The sequence below is a fragment of the Campylobacter concisus genome, from assembly GCF_002092855.1.
Lineage (GTDB): Bacteria > Campylobacterota > Campylobacteria > Campylobacterales > Campylobacteraceae > Campylobacter_A > Campylobacter_A concisus_AI.
In genome coordinates this window covers 364,833-382,237 of sequence record NZ_LVLC01000001.1, presented here as the reverse complement: position 1 = coordinate 382,237, position 17,405 = coordinate 364,833, and the positions used below count along the sequence as shown (strand labels likewise).

Below are 17,405 nucleotides of genomic sequence, written 5' to 3'. Positions count from 1 at the left end.
TCCTAGTTCTTAGCACTTGCGTCTATTACGCTTTTAAAGATATTGCCCTGAGCTTTGTAGGCGCTATCAAGGGCGTTTATCATAACTGTATTTTTGCCCATTTCTGTTGTCTCAACATCAAGATCGACTGTGTTTGCGTCGTTTCTAGCCATGTGACCATCACGCAAGAAAATTTGAGCTGTGTCGCTTTTTGGAAAATCAACTGCAGCCATATGCGCTTCGTTTGTCTTAGCAAGTTGTAGCTTTTTTTGGCTTGAAGTGTTATAAATTTCATTTGCTTTTTCTTTTAAAACATCTTCAAATCTTATATCTCTAGCTTTATAAAATGGTGTATCAACGTTTGCAAGATTGCCAGAGATTAGTTTTTGGCGTAGTTCTCTGCCTGCAAGAGCTGATTCAACAAGTGGGCTAGATTTTGATTTATCTAAAACAAACATTTAAAGTCCTTCTAAAATTTCACACATTTATAAGCAAATGATGTTCCAAATATAAGGCAAATTTATTTTGTTTCATAGATTTTTGCCAAATCTTCTTTCATTTTTGTGACTTTTATGCCGCCAAGATAGTATTTAACTCCGTATTGTCCGCTATCTACGTCTGTTAAAATTTGATATTCGCCGTTTTTTATCACCACTTTAAAAGGTAGTGCGATCTCGTGTTTGTATTCGATATCTCTTACGATCTGCTCGGCAAGCCTGTCATTTATCTTTTGATCGTTTGTTATGAAGTAGTAGGCATTAAATTTTTGCATAAATTCATGCAAAACATACTCATTTGTGACATTTTCAAAGTGAGTTAGTCCGATTAGCGTAAATTTATCTTTGTTTTCAAGCTGATATTTTGTAAGCTCGGCTGCCTCTTTTTGACAAGGCGGACAAAATGTGCCAAAAATGTCGATCATTAAAACTTTATTTTCATCATTTTTGATAGCAAAGCCGTGATCTTTTCTAACTAAAGTAAGCTCCTTGCCGCTTACATCTACAAGTTTGACCTCTTCATTTGGGCTAAATTCTTTAAAATTTGCACTGCTGCTCTCATCTTCGCCACAACCAAAAAAAGCAAATAAAGCGATTATTAAAACAAGTAAATTCTTCATCTTATCCCTTAAACATATCTTTTTATGGCAGCTCTTGCCTCTTTGTCTGCCTCGCGTCTCTTTAAAGTTTCGCGCTTGTCGTGTAAATTTTTACCTTTTGCAAGGGCCAGCCTTGCTTTTACGATGTTTTTATCGCTTAGATAAAGTGCCAAAACAACCAAAGTAAGCCCATCTTGTGAGACTTGACCGAAAATTTTATCGATCTGTTTTCTGTGCATCAAAAGTTTTCTGGCGGCTCGCTCGTTTGGACGAAATGCGCTGTGTGTAGTCTCAAGATAGCTGATGTGAGCGTTTAGTAAGAAAAGCTCGCCTTTTATGACACGCACAAAGCTATCTTTTAAATTTGCTCTGCCAGCCCTTAGAGCCTTGACTTCGCTGCCTTTTAAAACGATGCCAGCCTCGAAGGTTTCAAGTATGCTAAAGTCATGCAAAGCTTTTTTGTTTTTTGCTAGATCTTTTATCAAAGTTTCACCTTTTATTTTACGCTAAATACGCTACTGCCGCTGCCGCTTAGAAATTTATCTTTAAACTCATTCATCTGTGGATAGAGCTTGAAACATGGGGCAAAAAGATCGTTTAGCTCCTCGTTTTTATAAATTTCAAGTAGCTCTTTACTCTTTAAATTTTGCATCTTTTTTGCAGTATTAACGTTTATGTATTGTAAGAAATTGCTTCTAAATTCTTGATAAACCGCCGGTGTAGAGCAAAAAACATTTGGCGTGAAGATATTTAAATCCGGCACTTCGTCATCAAATTTTTCTATGATCTCACCTATACCGCTTACATTTGCTGCCTTGTAGCCACTTACGAAAAAAGCTACATCTGCGCCGATTTTAGACGCTATTTGCATCAAATTTTCGCGTTTTATATGTAAATTTAGCTCGTCATTTACCATTAGTAAAAAGGTGGCGGCGTTTGAACTGCCTCCTCCTAGACCAGCACCTATTGGGATTTGTTTGTTGATGATAATTTTATGAGAGCTAAAAAACTCATCTAGCTCGTTTGAAAAGCCAGCTATTTTTAGCTCGTCTATCGCTTTTTGGATGATGTTTTCTTTTATATCGCAGTTGCTGCATTCTATGGCAAATGAATCTGACTTTTTAAAATAAATTTCGTCAAAAAGCTGCTCACAGAGAACAAAGCGTGATAAAATTTCGTGGTAGTTGCCTCTGGTTCCAACTACCTTCAAAAAGACATTGATCTTTGCAAAGCTTTTCATTTCTCAATTTTTTTAGCTAGCTCATGAATATCGGCTTCACTTGCAGTTTTTGTGGCATGGATATTTTCGTTTTTGATATCGTTTGCTAGTTCGCTTCTTAGTATCATTGTATTTCGTGGCGCTTCGATACCGAGTTTAACGGTATTTTTTGAAATATTTACTATGACAACTTTTATGTCATTTCCTATTAAAATTTCTTCATTTTCTTTTCTTGCTAGGATTAACATTTTTCAACCTTATTTAGAGTGTAATTTATAGTATCATCCGTGATTTGGATTACGCTCATAAATTTATCATAATTTAGCAAATAAATTCCTTGCTTTTGTGTTTCAAAATCGTTAATTTTTAATTTCTTACCATCAAGAATATCATTTATATCCCCAAAGTATGTATTTTTCTGAATATTTAAAAAATCACAAATATTCAAAAATTTTTCATTTTCGTAGCTAAATTTGCCTTCACTTATCCTTTTTAATGAGCTTAAAGTTACATTATAACCAAGCTTTTTTCCAAAAATTTCTGCATACGAACGGATATAACTTCCTTCGCTTACGCTTATACGGATAGTTAAAAATGGGTGCGAATAGTTTAAAATTTGGCTATCAAAAATTTCCATAGTTTCTGTCTTTAGCTCAAATTTTTCGCCGTTTCTAGCCAGCTTATAGGCTCTTGTGCCATTTACGTGCTTGGCGCTAAATTTTGGCGGGATATAGCTTATCTTACCAGTCAGCTCGCCTCTTATGGCTTCTAGTTTTTCTAAATTTAGCTCTTTTACATTTGAAATTTCAGTGATATTTTCATTATCCATGCTTGGACTGCTAGCCCCAAGCCAGATCGTAGCTTCATAGACTTTTGGACTTTTGTCTAAAAATCTAAAAAATTTCGTATATGAACCAAAGGCAACGATGAGACAGCCGCTAGCAAATGGATCAAGTGTGCCTGAAAATCCAGCCTTTTTAACGCCGTATTTTCTCTTTAGTCGCCCTAAAAAGTGGTTTGAGCTCATGCCAGCTGGCTTGTTTGCTACGAAGATGGCGTTCATACGGCCTTTTCCACGAAGCTTGACATTATCTCTCTTACATTGCCACCAAAATTTATAGTTAGTTTAAATTCTTTTTTGATCTTGCTAACCGCACTCACCCTGCCGATACCAAAAATTTTATGTTTAACAAGGTCGCCTTTTTTAAATTCATTGCTCTGTTCGATAACCAGCGAGCCATGCGTGATACCGCTCTCGCTTAAAAATCTACTCTTATTTAACCTCGTGCGCTGGCCTTTGTAAAAGCGTGAATTTGTAAAGCTTAGGCTAAGCGTTTTTTTAGCTCTTGTGATCGCCACGTATGCAAGCCTGCGCTCCTCTTCGATGTCGCTACCATCGCCAATGAGCGGGAAAAATCCTTCTTCAAGGCCGATAACAAAAAGGTGCTCAAACTCAAGACCCTTGCTAGCATGCACACTCATAATGCTAATAGCCTCATCGCTGATGCCGTCTTGCTCACTTGTTAGTGTGATCTCGTTTAAAAACTCCTCCAGATCAAAGCTTGGATTTTGCTTGATCTGATCTTTTAAAACAGCGTAAAACTCATCGATGTTCGCCGCTCTTTCAGCACCATCTGGCAAGCTCTCGTAGTATTTTTTTACGCCAAATTTAGCTTCAAATTTATCTATTAGGTCAAAAACCGAGCTGCTTTCTTGAAGCTCTTTTAGGTTGTTTGCAAACTCAACAAGAGCTGATTTCACCTTTTTGCTAAAGGCTTCGTCGTTATCAGAGATGTTTGAGATCGCTTCAAAAATGGAAATTTTGTCCTCAAATGCCATTTTTTCAAGCTTATCAAGACTCACTTTGCCCAGTCCTCGTTTTGGGCGATTGATGATGCGCCTTATTGAAAAGTCATCATTTGGATTATTTATCAGCCTTAAGTAGCTTATGATATCTTTGATCTCGGCTCTTTCGTAAAATTTTACGCCTCCGACCATTTTATAAGCGATCTGCTCTTTATTTAATCCATCTTCAAGCGAGCGAGAGAGTGCATTTATGCGGTATAAGATCGCGATATCTTTTGCTTGCACGCCTTTGCTTAAAAGCTCTTTTATACATTTTGCGATCTTGCCAGCCTCGACGCTCTCATCAAAGCTCTCTATCAAATTTACAGCTTCACCTTCGCCTTTTGTGCCTACAAGCTTCTTACCAAGGCGGTTGCGGTTATGATCTATCAGCTCGTTTGCGGCTTTTAGTATCGCCTCGCTCGAGCGGTAGTTTTTCTCAAGTCTAATGATCTTTACATCTTTAAACTGATCTTTAAAATTTAAGATATTATCTATTTTCGCGCCGCGCCAGCCGTAGATACTTTGATCGTCATCACCCACGACGCAGATGTTTTCGTGGCATAGACAGAGCTTTTTTAGCAGTTTATATTGAAGGTCGTTTGTATCTTGATACTCATCGACCATTATGTATTTGTATCGGTTTGAAATTTCTCTAGCAAGATCTTCATTTTCGTCTAAAATTTTATATGTAAGCCCTAGCAGATCGTCAAAATCAACAAGATTATTTGTTTTGAGATAATCTTCATATTTTTCATAAATTTGTGCTGCTTGTTTGTAAAAGTTATCCTTGCTTTTATCGAAAGACGAGAAATTTGCGTTTTTATAGACCTCTTCGACGCTTAAAAGTGAGTTTTTATAGTTTGAAATTTCACTTGATAAAATCGCCGTGGCGACTGGACTTTCAAAGCTTTTGATGATGCGCTTTTTATCGTCTGTGTCGATTATGACGAAGTTATTTTTTCTGCCAAGCTTTTCTATGTAGAGCTTTAAAAACAAAAGCCCGAATTTATGAAATGTGCAAAGAAGCGGCGAGTAGTTTTTGCCACTTTGGCTTAGCATCGCCATGGCTCTACTTCGCATCTCGTTGGCGGCTTTGTTTGTAAAAGTAAGAGTTAGTGTATTTGCCGCGTCTATACCGACCTCACCGATGAGGTAGGCAAGTCTAGTTGTGATCGTCTTTGTCTTGCCGCTGCCAGCACCTGCTAGTATGAGCATCGGGCCATCTATGTGGGTGGCTGCTTCGCGCTGGGCTTCGTTTAAATTTGATAGTAATTTTTCCATTTTTTGCTTTTTAAATTTTCTTTTGATTTTAGCCAAAAATGCTTAAAATTACTATTTTTTCTTAAATATATCTTTATTTTTTGGGTTTTGCAAAAAGACTGAGGCTGATTTTTTAGCGTGATCGACTTGCTTCTCTTTTGGCTTGTAGATAGAGAAATTTACAAGGATCGGGCTATTTTCAACCAAAATTTGAACCACTGCACCAAGCGGAAAAGATACCACAGAGGCAAAATTTTCACTACCAAATCCAGCCTCGAAGCTAAGCTCATCTTGCGTTAACTTCGCACTCTCAAGCGTATAGCCACCAAGTGAAAACATAATGACTGGCATATTAAAGCTTCTACTTATCTCATCTGGTAAGCTTGGCTCAAAGCTAACTAGCGGCAAATTTGCCATAACTGAGAAATTTACCCCTTTTTCAAGCAAAAAATCAATGCACTCATAGACGTGCATCTTCATCAAAAGTGAAAATTTCTCATCATCTAAAATTTCGTCTAACATCTTAATCCTTTGAAATTTCTAAAAACTCATCTACTAGCTTTTTAACCTCGTTTATGCCGATCTGCCAGAAATTTTTATCATCTATATCAAAGCCAAATTTACCCACAAGTTCCCTTGGGCTAAGACTACCGCCAAGGCTCAAAAACTCGGTGTAAATTTCAACGAAATTTTCGCATTTGCCGCTTTTATAAAGCCCAAAAAGTGCAAGCACAAGAAGCTGTGCGTAAGAGTAGGCGTAGCAGTAAAATGGCGTGTGGATGAAGTGTGGGATGTAGCTCCACCAAATTTTGTAGTAGTCATTTAGCGTGACACTTTTGCCAAACATCTTTTTGCTCTCTCTTAGCCAAATTTTATTTAGCTCATCTAGGCTGATCTCGCCATCGTGTGCGTGCACGGTGCGCTCAAAGGTGGTGAAATTTATCTGGCGGTAAAGTGTGGCAAATATATCCTCGATCTTGCCAGCGAGCAGTGAAATTTTCTCTTTTTTACTAAGCCCATCTTTTATGTGGTCAAAAACTAGCATCTCGCAAAAGACTGAAGCCGTCTCAGCCGTGGTTAGCGGAGTGTCTGAATTTAGGTAGCTTACATTATATGAGAGTTTTTGATGCACGGCGTGGCCAAGCTCGTGAGCTAGCGTGAAAAGGTCTCTTCGTTGGTTGGTGTGATTTAGCAAAACATAAGGGTGCGTGTCACTTGATCCTGAGTGAGAAAACGCACCACCTCGCTTGTTTGGCGCCGGATAAACATCGATCCAGCCGTCACTAAAGGCGCTTTTAGCGATATTGCCAAATTCTCTTGAGAAATTTGAAAATGCTTTTAAAACTATCTTTTTGCACTCATCAAATTTATACTCGCCCTCGCTGCTAAGAGGTGCGTATCTATCGTAATCATAAAGCTTTTTAAGACCTAAAATTTCTCTTTTGCGCTCGTAAAATTTAGCAACTAGGTCAAAATTTTTCTCAGTTACAGCAATTAGCGAATCAACACTTTTTTTAGTTATTTGATTTTCAAGGTGTCTTGGCTCTTCAGGAAGCTTGAAATTTCGCAGCTCGCAGCTCGTTTTTAGATCTGTTTTTATCATATTATATATGTAGCCAAGAAGGTGCTGGTGTTTGCTAAGCTCATTTGAAAGGCTTTTGGCGGCTAGTTTTCGTACGCTTTGGTCACTCTCATGAAGCTTGGCTAAAATCTCTTCTTCATTTAAAAGCTCGCCTTTAAATTTAAACCTCATCTTGCTCATGCTCTCATCAAAAAGCCTCGAAAAGCCCTCAGCCCCAGTGCTTGCAGTGCGAAGCAAAACTCTTTCTTCAGCAACGCTAAGTTGGTGCGGTTTTGCTTTAGCGAGATTGCTTAGGTAATAGCCATATTTTTTAGAGCTTTTTATGATCTCTTCTTGTTTTTTAGGGCTAAGCTCATTAAATTTGATCTCAAAAAATATCAAATTTTCATTTGCTTTTGTTGCGATTTCGTCAATCTTTGCATAAAATGCACCTTTACTGGTGTCTTTGGTAAAATTTAAAAAAGCATAAGTCATGGTTTTTGAAATTTTTGCTATCAAATTTTCAAATTCTTCAAATGCCTTTAAAAACTCTTCAGTTTTTAAATTTTCATAACTTTCAAGGTATTTATCTTTAAATTTCTCGCACTCTTTTTGTAAATTTAGTGCGTTTTGCTCGCACTCTTTTTCGTTTGCAAAAAGTGCTTTTAGATCCCAAATTTGCATATTTATCCTTTAAATTTTTGGGATATTTTACAAAAAAATGGATAAAAGTAAAATTTCAGCCAAAATTTAGCTGAAATTTTATGAAGATTAGTTTGAAGTCTCTGAAGCTACGGCTGTAAAAAGCACGTCTGATGAGCTATTTAGCGCAGTTTCAACTGAGTCTTGGATAACGCCAATCGTAAAGCCAACTGTGACAAACTGCATGGCAATGTCGTTGCCGATACCAAAAAGACCGCACGCTAATGGCACTAAAAGAAGTGAGCCGCCAGCCACACCAGATGCGCCACATGCACCAAGAGCTGAGATAAAGCATAGAAGTAGTGCATCGCCAAATGTAACTGTGATAGATGGGATAGAATTTACCGCAGTAAGCGCTAGGATACTAATGGTAACTGCCGCTCCACCCATGTTTATGGTAGCTCCTAGTGGGATAGAGATCGAGTAAAGCTCCTCTTTTAGACCAAGCTTTTTGCAAAGTGCCATATTTACAGGGATATTTGCGGCCGAGCTTCTTGTAAAAAATGCTGAAATAGCGCTCTCTTTTAGGCAGATCATGACAAGTGGATAAGGATTTTTTCTAGTTAATACAAAAACCATGGCTGGGTAGATGATAAATGCGACAACAAGCATTGCCCCAACAAGAACTAAAATTAGTTTTAGATATCCTGCAAGTACCTCAAATCCAGTTTCATGAATGCTAATAGCTACCATGCCAAAAATACCAAATGGAGCTAGTCTAATGATAAATTTAACGATATGAGTCACGCCATCGCTTATGTCTTTAAATACTTTTTTGGTCTCAGCTGTGGAATTTCTAAGTGCTATACCACTGCCTACTGCCCAGGTAATGATGCCTATATAGTTGCCATTTGCTAAAGCATTTATCGGATTTTCAACCATTTTATAAATGAGATCTTTTAATACATTGGTAATTCCTTGAGGTGCTGACATATCAGCGCTTGCAAGACCTTTTAAAGAAAGCTCCACTGGAAATAAGAAACTAGCAATAACTGCAACAACGGCTGCTAAAAATGTACCAATTAGATAGAGTGTAATGATCTTTTGCATACCTTTTGTATGACCAAAATCTCTTAAAATGATGGATGTTGCCACTAAAACAAAGACAAGAATAGGTGCGATCGCTTTTAGAGCACCTTTAAACAAATCTCCTAAAACCGAAGCTGAAGTTGCAATAGAATCGGCTGAACCAGCTTTTTCTTTGGCTTCGTTTAGCTGTTTGGCTTCATCTTGACTAAGGTGAGTTTTTATAACTTCATCTATGCTCAAACCACTCTCGTTTTGAATAGTTTGAATTTTAGCTGAGATCTTGTTATAAGGAGCTGCTTCGTAGTGTGTGTAAAAGCCAACTAGGGCACCTAGGATGATACCAACTAAAATTTGAACTATCAAATTTCCATCGGCGTATCTTCTTGCTATGTTTTTAAGCATATTCATTTGACACCTTAATAAATTAGTTTTTTGTTGATTTTAGCTAAACAATTTTTAAATATAAAGAATTTGATAAAGATTAATTAGCCTTTTAAAAAGATTTGTTACAATTGCACAAAATTTAGTCAAGAAAAAGGATGAAAATGTATCTATTTACTTCTGAAGTTGTAAGTCCGGGTCATCCAGATAAATGTGCTGATATAATCGCTGATAGCATAGTGGATACTATTTTAACACAAGATCCAAATGGTCGTGTCGCAAGTGAAGTCTTTGTGGCTGGAAAAAATATAGTAATAGGCGGAGAGATAAACTCAAAGGTAAAACTCTCTTTTAAAGATTACGAAAAGATCGTAAAAGATGCTCTTGCGCATATTGGATATGACGGAAAGAGTAATTTTACAAAAGAGCAGTGTTTGCACCCAGATGATATCGAGGTCAAAGTCTGCTTAAACCAACAAAGCCCAGATATAAATCAAGGCGTTGATCAGAATGATGGTGAGATTGGGGCAGGGGATCAAGGTATCATGTTTGGTTTTGCAAGCTGCGAAGCGAAAGAATTTATGCCAGCAGCCATAACTTACGCAAGAATGCTTTGTGAAAAAGTATATAAATTTGCCAAAGCAAACCCTGATAAACTTGGCGTTGATATAAAAACGCAAGTTACTATTGATTATGGTAGCAAAGATAATTTTGAAAACTGCAAACCTCAAAGTATCCACACTATCGTCGTCTCTGCACCTTGCGTGGAGACTATGAAGATAGAAGAGCTTCGCACACTAATTCAAAATTTAATAGACGAAACTGGTCTTCCAAAAGAGCTATATAATAAAGAAAAAACGATCATTTACATAAACCCAACAGGCAGATATGTAAATCACAGCTCACTTCACGATAGCGGTCTAACAGGCAGAAAACTAATCGTCGATAGCTTTGGCGGATATAGCCCGATAGGTGGTGGCGCTCAGTCAAGCAAGGACTACACAAAGGTTGATAGAAGCGGACTTTACGCAGCGCGCTGGATAGCCAAAAATATCGTCGCAGCTGGCCTTGCCAAAAAGTGTATCGTTCAGATAAGCTACGCAATAGGCGTTGCAAAGCCAACTTCAGTTAGTGTTGATACTATGGGAACTCACGCAAACGGCGTAAATGACGATATGCTTTCAAATTTTGTAAGCGAGCATTTTTCTCTAACACCTCGCTGGATAACAAATAAATTTGGTCTTGATAAGCCAAGTAAAGATACGTTTTTATACGCAAAAGTAGCTGCAAAAGGTCAAGTGGGAAATGCAAAATACCCTTGGGAAAAGCTTGACGCTGTCGATACTTTCAAAGCTTTACTAAAAAAATAATCAGAAAAAGTGGCTTTATTCAAAAGCCACTTTAAATTTCTTTTCAAAACTCATCCCAAAACGCTTTTTTAGGCTTTATGATCTCGCTTTTTGAGCCATTTACGCTGTGATAGACCGCTTTATTATATTTTGTGGCAAGGTGTTTTATTAATAGCCTTTGAAGCACAGGTTCGCTACTTGGTACAAACCAGCCGTTGTTTGTGATAGCTACAACCACGTCAAATTCGCCCTTATAAAGCTCCTCTCTTGTCGCCTCGTAGCAGATGGTGTTTCTGATTTTAACTCCATCTATCTCATAGTCACTAAAATTTTCAGCCTTTTTAAAGTCGCTAGCTCCGCCAAAAAATAGCTTATTTACTGCATCTTGCATAAATTTTGGCAAAGGAATTTCTTCGCCAAATGGTACTAAAAATTTCTTATCCATTCGCCTAAGAGTGCCATCTTGAAACAAAAAGGCGGAGTTATAAATTTGCTTATTTTCATAGGCAAGCGCACCAGCTACGATGGTTATCTTTTTTGAAAGCTCTTTTAGCTCATCAACGAGCAGCGGCTCATTTGTCATAAATAATGGAAACGCGCTCTCCGGAAGGACGATAAGGCGTTTTTGCTCGGCTATGGCGTTATTTATCATGTCTAAATTTTCATTTGTAAATTTCATGCGTAAGCTTTTATCCCAGCGCACCCTTTGAGCGACATCGGTGTTTATTAGCTCCACGTCAAATGGCAAGGTTTTTGCCTCGCTACTTTTAAACTGTAAAGCGGCGATGAGGCAGATAAAAGCTAGGATAAATTTTAAAATTTTACCCTTTAGGCTTAAAAAAATGGCTGCTAAAAATATAAATATAAGCCCTCTTGTGCTTGGCTCAAAAACACCCAAAACAAGTGTGGCTTCGAGATTAAACCAGTTAAAGCCAAATGGGTGAATATAACTTACTAAAAATAGTAAAACAGCTCTTAGCACGACAAAACTGGGAAAAGAGGCTACCCAAAACATAAATCCGTAAACAATGGCTACAAAGAGGATAACAAAAGGTATAAGCCAGATCAAATCATAGTAGATAAAACTAAAGCTGATCCAATAAAACCATAAAATTCCTGTGAAAAATCCAGTCACGAAAAAACCAGCTCTGCTTAAATTTATGATGATGTAAATTCCAGTCAAAGTTAGAAACGGCGAGATAAAATTTAAGAGCAAATTCTCGAAGAGGCTTAAAAAAATAAAGTTGGAAAGCAAAAAAGCACCGACAAAGGCTTTTATTATAATTTTAGTGCTAAAATGCCCATTTAAAAATCTTACAAATAAGGAAATCCATGCAAAACGCTGATTTTTTAACATCATTACTACCTCTTGTTGTGCTTTTCGCCATATTTTACTTTTTGGTTATTAGACCTCAACAAAAACAACAAAAAGCCCATGCAGCAATGCTCGCAGCTCTTGATAAAGGTGATAAGATAATAACTAATGGCGGACTTATCTGCGAAGTGATTAAAGCCGAAAATGATTTTATCAAAGTTAAACTTAACGATGATGTAATCGTTCGTATAGCACGCGAGTTTGTAGCTAAAAAGATCGAAGATAAATAATGCGTAACGCAAGAGTCACATATAGGCTAGTTATCTTAATATTAGCCTTGATTTTTGGTTTTGGCTTTTCGGTGCCATCTTTTTTTCAAACACAAAGTGGAGCTAAAATTTCACTTGGCCTTGATCTTCAAGGTGGCCTTCATATGCTGCTTGGTGTTGAAACGAGCGAAGCTATTCACTCAAAAATAAAATCAATAGCTGGAAGTATAAATTATTATGCTAAAAAAGAAGATGTGTTAATTGATAAATTTAAGATTAAAGAAGAGAACATTGACTTTACTCTCCTTGATGGCGACGAAGCTCCAAAAGTAGATAAAGCACTAGCTGAGATAAAGGGACTTGATATCAAAAAAGATGGTTTAAATTACAGCATATCTTTAACAGAACAAGAAAGAGTGGATACGATCGAATATGCGATCTCGCAAGCTGTTGAAACTATCAGAAATAGACTCGATCAGTTTGGTCTAGCTGAGCCAACTGTTGCCAGACAAGGCAAAGATAATATCCTAGTTGAGCTTCCTGGTATAAAGACTGAAGAGGATGAACAAAGAGCGAGAGATCTCATAGCAAGGGCTGCTCACTTGCAGCTTATGGCAGTTGATGATAAAAGACAAGATCAGGCTAATACAATGAGCGAGGCTGAAGCTGAGAGCTACGGCGATGTGATCTTTAAAGATGCTAAAAATGACCGCGTGAAATACGTCGTTAAAAATATCCCAGTGCTTGACGGCTCGATGCTAACTGATGCAAAAGTCGCATTTTCTCAGCAAAACAACCTACCGATCATAAATTTCACTCTCAACTCAGAGGGCGCTAGAATTTTTGGTGATTTTACTGGTGCAAATGTCGGAAAAAGGCTTGCTATTGTGCTTGATGGGAAGGTTTATTCAGCTCCTGTTATAAATGAAAGAATAGGTGGTGGCAGCGGTCAGATCAGCGGCGGCTTTACCCTTGATGAGGCTCACGACGTAGCTATTGCCCTTAGAAGTGGTGCACTTTTAGCCCCTGTTAAGATGCTAGAAAAAAGAAGCGTTGGCCCATCTTTGGGACAAGAGAGTATTAACCAAAGCATGGTAGCACTTGCTGCTGGATCTATCTTAGTCGTGTTATTTATGCTAGTTTATTATGGAATTTCTGGAGTTTTTGCAAATATTGCACTAGTTGCAGACGTCGTTATATTAGTTGCTGTCATGGCGCTTTTTGGAGCAACGCTTACTTTACCTGGTATGGCTGGTATTGTGCTAACGATCGGTATGGCTGTTGATGCAAACGTCATCATAAATGAGCGTATACGTGAGCTTTTGCGTGAAGGTGTAGCGATAAGAACAGCTGTGCAAAAGGGTTATGAGCACGCCATGAGCGCGATTATTGACTCAAACTTAACTACTATCATCACAGTTGCTGTGCTTTATGCTTATGGTACCGGTCCAGTTAAAGGCTTTGCAGTAACAATGGCAATAGGTATCATGGCTTCGATGCTAACAGCTATACTTGGCACTCACGGTATGTTTGATGCTGCTATGGATAAGATAGAAAAAAGTGGAAATACCAGACTTTGGTTTGGTTATAAAAGGAGCTAATGATGCAAATTTTTACTAAAGCAAAAGTTTATGATTTTATGCGTTTTAGATTTGCTTCACTAGCATTTTCTATATTTTTATTTGTTGGCTCTATTGTTTTACTTGCTACAAAGGGGTTAAACTACGGCATTGATTTCTCTGGCGGTACGCTTATTCAGCTCAAATACGACACAAAAGCGCCACTTGATAAAATCCGCGACGCTTTTGGCACAAATGAAGTGCTTAAAAACGCCTCTGTTACTGAATTTGGAAGCGAAGATGAAGCTGTTATTAGATTTTCAGGTTCAAGCTCAAATTTAACTGGTGATATCGGTACTGAGATAAAGCAAATTTTAAAAGATACTGGAAATTTTGAAGTAAGACGTGTTGATATCGTTGGACCAAAGGTTGGTGATGAGCTTAGAGAAAAAGGCTTGATGGCTCTTGGAATTTCACTAATTGGCATATTAATCTACATCACGTTTAGATTTGAGTGGCGTTTCGCACTTGCTGCGATCGCAACTGAAATTCACGATATAGTTATAACTGTCGGTGCTATTTCGCTATTTGATATCGATGTAAATTTGGACACATTAGCTGCTGTTTTAACGGTGCTTGGCTACTCTCTAAATGATACGATTATTATCTTTGATAGGATAAGAGAAGGTATCAAAGAGAGCAAGCGAACTGACATCGAGGGCGTTATCAATGAGTCAGTCTCAGCCACACTTTCAAGAACTATCCTAACTTCAGCCACTACGATGATGACAGTTCTTGTGTTATTTTTATTTGGTGGAGATATGATACATGGATTTTCATTTATTCTTATCGTTGGTATTGTCATAGGAACTATCAGTTCGATCTACATCTCTTCGCCGTTTCTTATCTGGTTTAAATTTAGCATCGAGCATTTTAGAAGTAGAGAGACTGAAAAGCAAAAGATAAAAAAAGAGCGCGAAAAAGAGCGTGCTATGTTTGAGAAAGGCGTTGTGTAAGGAGGGATAATGAACTGGGGAAAAGTTATCTACATATTTTTTGCATTGATGAGTCTTACGACTACGGCAGAATTTTTATATGATAAAAACGAGATTGCACTTTTTGTGGCAGCTAGTATAAATTTGGTTTCAACGCTACTTAAGATCGGTGTTAAAAATTTACTCTCAGCTGAGCTTTTTGCAAGCTCGCTGGTTGCTGATTTGCACCTTATACCAGCTTTTGTTATTTTGCAAGTCTCTGAAAATATAACACTTAGCTATTCGTTGGCTATTGGCGCAGTCATTGCAAATATATTTTCACTAGCCTTGGTTTTAATAGAATCAAGTAAAGCTCAAGAAGAATTTTAGGAGAAAAAATGGCTGAAAAGAGAAAATATGAGCCTTTAAAGATAGAAAAAAAATGGCAAGAGATTTGGGATAAAAATGAAGAATTTGAACCAAAAGACGATCTAAGCTTGCCGAAAAAATATATCCTAAGTATGTTTCCTTATCCAAGTGGACGCATACATATGGGGCATGTAAGAAACTACTCTATCGGTGATGCACTTGCTAGATCATATAGAAAAAGTGGTTACAACGTGCTTCATCCTATTGGCTTTGATAGTTTTGGCATGCCAGCTGAAAATGCAGCCATAAAACATAAAATTCACCCTAAAATTTGGACTTACGAAAACATCGACTATATGAAAAAGGAGCTTGCAAGCCTTGGTTTTTCATTTTCTAAAAAGAGAATTTTAGCCACGTCTGATCCACTTTACACTAAGTGGGAGCAAAGCTTTTTTATAAAGATGTTTGAAAAAGGGCTTGTTTATAGAAAAAATGCAATTATAAATTGGTGCGAATACGATCAAACCGTGCTTGCAAATGAGCAGGTAGAGGATGGTAAATGCTGGAGATGTGGTAATGAAGTGGTGCAAAAAGAGCTTCCAGGATATTACTTTAACATCACAAAATACGCTAGCGAGCTACTTGATGATCTAAAACTTCTTGAAGGCAAATGGCCAAATCAAGTAATCACAATGCAAGAAAACTGGATCGGCAGAAGCTATGGCTTGGAGTTTAAATTTTATCTTGATGAGGCTTCAAAAGAGGCTTTGGGTGGTAAATTTGACGGCTTTGAGGTGTTTACTACAAGAGCTGATACGATTTACGGCGTTAGCTACACAGCCCTTGCACCTGAACATCCTATTGTAAAAGCGTTGCTTGAGAGTGATAAAATTGATGAAAACAAAAAGATAAAGATAAAAACAATCCTAAATCAAAGCCCAAGAGAGCGTCAAGCGAGCGAAAAAGATGGAGAATTTTTAGGAATTTATGTCGTTCATCCACTTACCAATGAAAAAATCCCAGTTTGGGTTGCAAATTTTATCTTAGCTGACTACGGCAGTGGCGCTATTATGGCTGTCCCTGCACATGATCAAAGAGACTTCGAGTTTGCAAGTAAATTTAATCTTCCTATAAAACCAGTTGTAAAGCCGCTTGAAGGTGAGAATGATGGCTCTAAAGCATATTCGGAGTATGGAATTTCTATAAATTCTGAGCTTATAAATGGATTTGCTTCAGAAGAAGCTAAAAATTTCATAATAGAAAAATTTGAAAAAGATGGTTTAGGCAAAAGGATCACAAACTACAAACTAAGAGACTGGGGAATTTCTCGTCAAAGATACTGGGGTGCGCCAATACCTGTCGTGCACTGCAAATGCTGCGGCGTAGTGCCTGAAAAAGAGGAAAATTTACCTATCGCGCTACCTGAAGATGTCGAGATCACAGGCGAGGGCAATCCTTTAGATAAACACCCAACTTGGAAATTTACAAAGTGTCCAAAATGTGGTAAAGATGCGATTAGAGAGACTGATACGATGGATACGTTTGTGGAGAGTAGCTGGTATTTTGCTAGATTTGCAAGCGATGAGAAGATGTGGGAACAAAAAGCGCTTGATGAAAAGAGCGTGAATTACTGGATGAATGTAGATCAGTATATCGGCGGCATCGAGCATGCGATTTTGCACCTTTTGTATGCTAGATTTTTCCAAAAGGTCTTAAGAGATCTAGGCTATCTAAGAGATGACGAGCCATTTGAAAATTTGCTAACTCAAGGCATGGTCTTAAAAGATGGCAAAAAGATGAGCAAAAGTAAGGGCAATGTCGTAGATCCTGATGATATTATTAATAAATATGGTGCCGATACAGCAAGGCTTTTTATCCTTTTTGCAGCGCCTCCTCAAAAAGAGCTTGAGTGGAATGACAGCGCAGTTGAGGGTGCATTTAGATTTTTAAATAGGCTTTGGGAGAAGGCACAAACTATCAAAAAGATAGACGAACTGCCTCAGATAGACCATGAAAGTCTAAACAAAGATGAGAAATTTGCAAGGCTAAAAATTTATGAAGCGCTTAAAAAATCAACCGAGGTTTTTGGTGACACATTTGCTTTTAACACATTAATCGCTGCTTGCATGGAGGCGTTAAACGCCATAAATGCGCAAGATAACGAAGATGTAAATGCTGAAGGCTTTTTTATTATCTTAAATTTACTAGAACCTATCGTGCCGCATATCGCAAATGAGCTTAGCGAAGAGTTATTTGGCCGTAAGAATTTTACAAAGCTTGAAATGAAAGAAGAGGTTTTTGTAAAAGATAGCATCGCTCTTGCAGTTACGGTAAATGGCAAAAAAAGAGCCGAGTTTGAAGTGGCAGCAAGCGAGAGCGAGGGTGAAATTTTAAAGCTAGCTAAGCAAAATGTGGCTAAATGGCTTGAAGGAAAAGAAATTTTAAAAGAGATTTACATAAAAGGCAAATTAGTAAATTTTGTCATTAAAGGATAA

Annotated in this window: 17 protein-coding genes; 6 read left to right on the top strand and 11 right to left on the bottom strand. The window is 37.7% G+C overall.

Annotated features, from left to right (window positions below; all coding sequences use genetic code 11):
* Window positions 1-2: 2 nt before the first annotated feature.
* The 10 genes from flgB to sstT all read right to left on the bottom strand — a co-directional run bounded on the left by flgB (window position 3) and on the right by sstT (window position 9,102).
* Window positions 3-437: a flagellar basal body rod protein FlgB gene (gene flgB / locus A3223_RS01910; RefSeq protein ID WP_084040658.1), complete on the bottom strand. Its 435-nt coding sequence runs from the start codon at window positions 435-437 to the stop codon at window positions 3-5.
* 62 nt (window positions 438-499) lie between these two features.
* Window positions 500-1,096: a thioredoxin gene (locus A3223_RS01905; RefSeq protein WP_021085500.1), complete on the bottom strand. Its 597-nt coding sequence runs from the start codon at window positions 1,094-1,096 to the stop codon at window positions 500-502.
* Window positions 1,097-1,104: 8 nt separating this feature from the next.
* Window positions 1,105-1,557 (bottom strand): SsrA-binding protein SmpB, encoded by a 453-nt coding sequence (smpB, locus tag A3223_RS01900; RefSeq protein WP_035142320.1) that lies wholly within the window; start codon window positions 1,555-1,557, stop codon window positions 1,105-1,107.
* A gap of 14 nt (window positions 1,558-1,571) precedes the next feature.
* Window positions 1,572-2,315 carry a 4-(cytidine 5'-diphospho)-2-C-methyl-D-erythritol kinase gene (locus A3223_RS01895; protein WP_084108319.1) on the bottom strand — a complete coding sequence of 248 codons (744 nt, stop codon included), beginning with the start codon at window positions 2,313-2,315 and terminating at the stop codon, window positions 1,572-1,574.
* The gene (gene csrA / locus A3223_RS01890; RefSeq protein WP_021090864.1) at window positions 2,312-2,542 is read right to left on the bottom strand and encodes a carbon storage regulator CsrA; all 231 of its coding nucleotides are present in this window, start codon (window positions 2,540-2,542) and stop codon (window positions 2,312-2,314) included. Before csrA ends, A3223_RS01895 begins: the two co-directional genes overlap by 4 nt.
* Window positions 2,536-3,357 carry a tRNA pseudouridine(55) synthase TruB gene (truB, locus tag A3223_RS01885; protein ID WP_084108317.1) on the bottom strand — a complete coding sequence of 274 codons (822 nt, stop codon included), beginning with the start codon at window positions 3,355-3,357 and terminating at the stop codon, window positions 2,536-2,538. The genes csrA and truB overlap by 7 nt, the downstream gene beginning before the upstream one ends.
* Entirely contained in the window at window positions 3,354-5,423 is a 2,070-nt protein-coding gene (locus A3223_RS01880; RefSeq protein WP_084109257.1) for an ATP-dependent helicase, read from the bottom strand. The genes truB and A3223_RS01880 overlap by 4 nt, the downstream gene beginning before the upstream one ends.
* 51 nt (window positions 5,424-5,474) lie before the next feature.
* Complete coding sequence (locus tag A3223_RS01875; RefSeq protein ID WP_084108314.1) at window positions 5,475-5,924, bottom strand: hypothetical protein; 450 nt, start codon at window positions 5,922-5,924, stop codon at window positions 5,475-5,477.
* A gap of 1 nt (window position 5,925) precedes the next feature.
* Entirely contained in the window at window positions 5,926-7,647 is a 1,722-nt protein-coding gene (locus A3223_RS01870; RefSeq protein WP_084108311.1) for a M3 family oligoendopeptidase, read from the bottom strand.
* 87 nt (window positions 7,648-7,734) lie between these two features.
* A complete protein-coding gene (sstT, locus tag A3223_RS01865; protein ID WP_374057429.1) occupies window positions 7,735-9,102 on the bottom strand; it encodes a serine/threonine transporter SstT in 1,368 nt (455 codons plus the stop codon).
* Window positions 9,103-9,239: 137 nt separating this feature from the next.
* Here sstT and metK point away from each other — a divergent pair, with 137 nt between their 5' ends.
* Window positions 9,240-10,445, top strand: coding sequence for a methionine adenosyltransferase (gene metK / locus A3223_RS01860; protein ID WP_084108310.1), 1,206 nt, complete (start codon window positions 9,240-9,242; stop codon window positions 10,443-10,445).
* Between the two features lie 43 nt (window positions 10,446-10,488).
* Here metK and A3223_RS01855 read toward each other — a convergent pair whose 3' ends face one another.
* On the bottom strand, window positions 10,489-11,781 hold the full coding sequence (locus A3223_RS01855) for an apolipoprotein N-acyltransferase (protein ID WP_180378686.1): 1,293 nt from the start codon (window positions 11,779-11,781) through the stop codon (window positions 10,489-10,491).
* On the opposite strand from A3223_RS01855, the gene yajC reads away from it, so the two are divergent.
* From yajC to leuS, 5 genes are read left to right on the top strand one after another with little or no spacing between them, the layout of a single operon-like run.
* Window positions 11,757-12,029: a preprotein translocase subunit YajC gene (yajC, locus tag A3223_RS01850; RefSeq protein ID WP_021090619.1), complete on the top strand. Its 273-nt coding sequence runs from the start codon at window positions 11,757-11,759 to the stop codon at window positions 12,027-12,029. The genes A3223_RS01855 and yajC overlap by 25 nt on opposite strands.
* Window positions 12,029-13,609, top strand: a complete 1,581-nt coding sequence (secD, locus tag A3223_RS01845; RefSeq protein WP_084108308.1) for a protein translocase subunit SecD — start codon at window positions 12,029-12,031, stop codon at window positions 13,607-13,609. Before yajC ends, secD begins: the two co-directional genes overlap by 1 nt.
* Before the next feature lie 2 nt (window positions 13,610-13,611).
* Window positions 13,612-14,583: a protein translocase subunit SecF gene (gene secF, locus A3223_RS01840; RefSeq protein ID WP_084108307.1), complete on the top strand. Its 972-nt coding sequence runs from the start codon at window positions 13,612-13,614 to the stop codon at window positions 14,581-14,583.
* Between the two features lie 9 nt (window positions 14,584-14,592).
* The gene (locus A3223_RS01835; RefSeq protein ID WP_021090699.1) at window positions 14,593-14,931 is read left to right on the top strand and encodes a DUF6394 family protein; all 339 of its coding nucleotides are present in this window, start codon (window positions 14,593-14,595) and stop codon (window positions 14,929-14,931) included.
* Window positions 14,932-14,939: 8 nt separating this feature from the next.
* A complete protein-coding gene (gene leuS / locus A3223_RS01830) occupies window positions 14,940-17,405 on the top strand; it encodes a leucine--tRNA ligase (RefSeq protein ID WP_084108306.1) in 2,466 nt (821 codons plus the stop codon).

What these genes read in the sequence shown, in the direction of transcription:
- secD (WP_084108308.1), top strand. Translation starts at nt 12,029, where the DNA reads ATGCGTAACGCAAGAGTCACATATAGGCTAGTTATCTTAATATTAGCC.
- metK (WP_084108310.1), top strand. Translation starts at nt 9,240, where the DNA reads ATGTATCTATTTACTTCTGAAGTTGTAAGTCCGGGTCATCCAGATAAA.
- A3223_RS01870 (WP_084108311.1), bottom strand. Translation starts at nt 7,647, where the DNA reads ATGCAAATTTGGGATCTAAAAGCACTTTTTGCAAACGAAAAAGAGTGC.
- A3223_RS01880 (WP_084109257.1), bottom strand. Translation starts at nt 5,423, where the DNA reads ATGGAAAAATTACTATCAAATTTAAACGAAGCCCAGCGCGAAGCAGCC.
- A3223_RS01895 (WP_084108319.1), bottom strand. Translation starts at nt 2,315, where the DNA reads ATGAAAAGCTTTGCAAAGATCAATGTCTTTTTGAAGGTAGTTGGAACC.
- leuS (WP_084108306.1), top strand. Translation starts at nt 14,940, where the DNA reads ATGGCTGAAAAGAGAAAATATGAGCCTTTAAAGATAGAAAAAAAATGG.
- yajC (WP_021090619.1), top strand. Translation starts at nt 11,757, where the DNA reads ATGCAAAACGCTGATTTTTTAACATCATTACTACCTCTTGTTGTGCTT.
- A3223_RS01855 (WP_180378686.1), bottom strand. Translation starts at nt 11,781, where the DNA reads ATGTTAAAAAATCAGCGTTTTGCATGGATTTCCTTATTTGTAAGATTT.
- A3223_RS01835 (WP_021090699.1), top strand. Translation starts at nt 14,593, where the DNA reads ATGAACTGGGGAAAAGTTATCTACATATTTTTTGCATTGATGAGTCTT.
- secF (WP_084108307.1), top strand. Translation starts at nt 13,612, where the DNA reads ATGCAAATTTTTACTAAAGCAAAAGTTTATGATTTTATGCGTTTTAGA.
- flgB (WP_084040658.1), bottom strand. Translation starts at nt 437, where the DNA reads ATGTTTGTTTTAGATAAATCAAAATCTAGCCCACTTGTTGAATCAGCT.
- A3223_RS01905 (WP_021085500.1), bottom strand. Translation starts at nt 1,096, where the DNA reads ATGAAGAATTTACTTGTTTTAATAATCGCTTTATTTGCTTTTTTTGGT.
- truB (WP_084108317.1), bottom strand. Translation starts at nt 3,357, where the DNA reads ATGAACGCCATCTTCGTAGCAAACAAGCCAGCTGGCATGAGCTCAAAC.
- A3223_RS01875 (WP_084108314.1), bottom strand. Translation starts at nt 5,924, where the DNA reads ATGTTAGACGAAATTTTAGATGATGAGAAATTTTCACTTTTGATGAAG.
- sstT (WP_374057429.1), bottom strand. Translation starts at nt 9,102, where the DNA reads ATGAATATGCTTAAAAACATAGCAAGAAGATACGCCGATGGAAATTTG.
- csrA (WP_021090864.1), bottom strand. Translation starts at nt 2,542, where the DNA reads ATGTTAATCCTAGCAAGAAAAGAAAATGAAGAAATTTTAATAGGAAAT.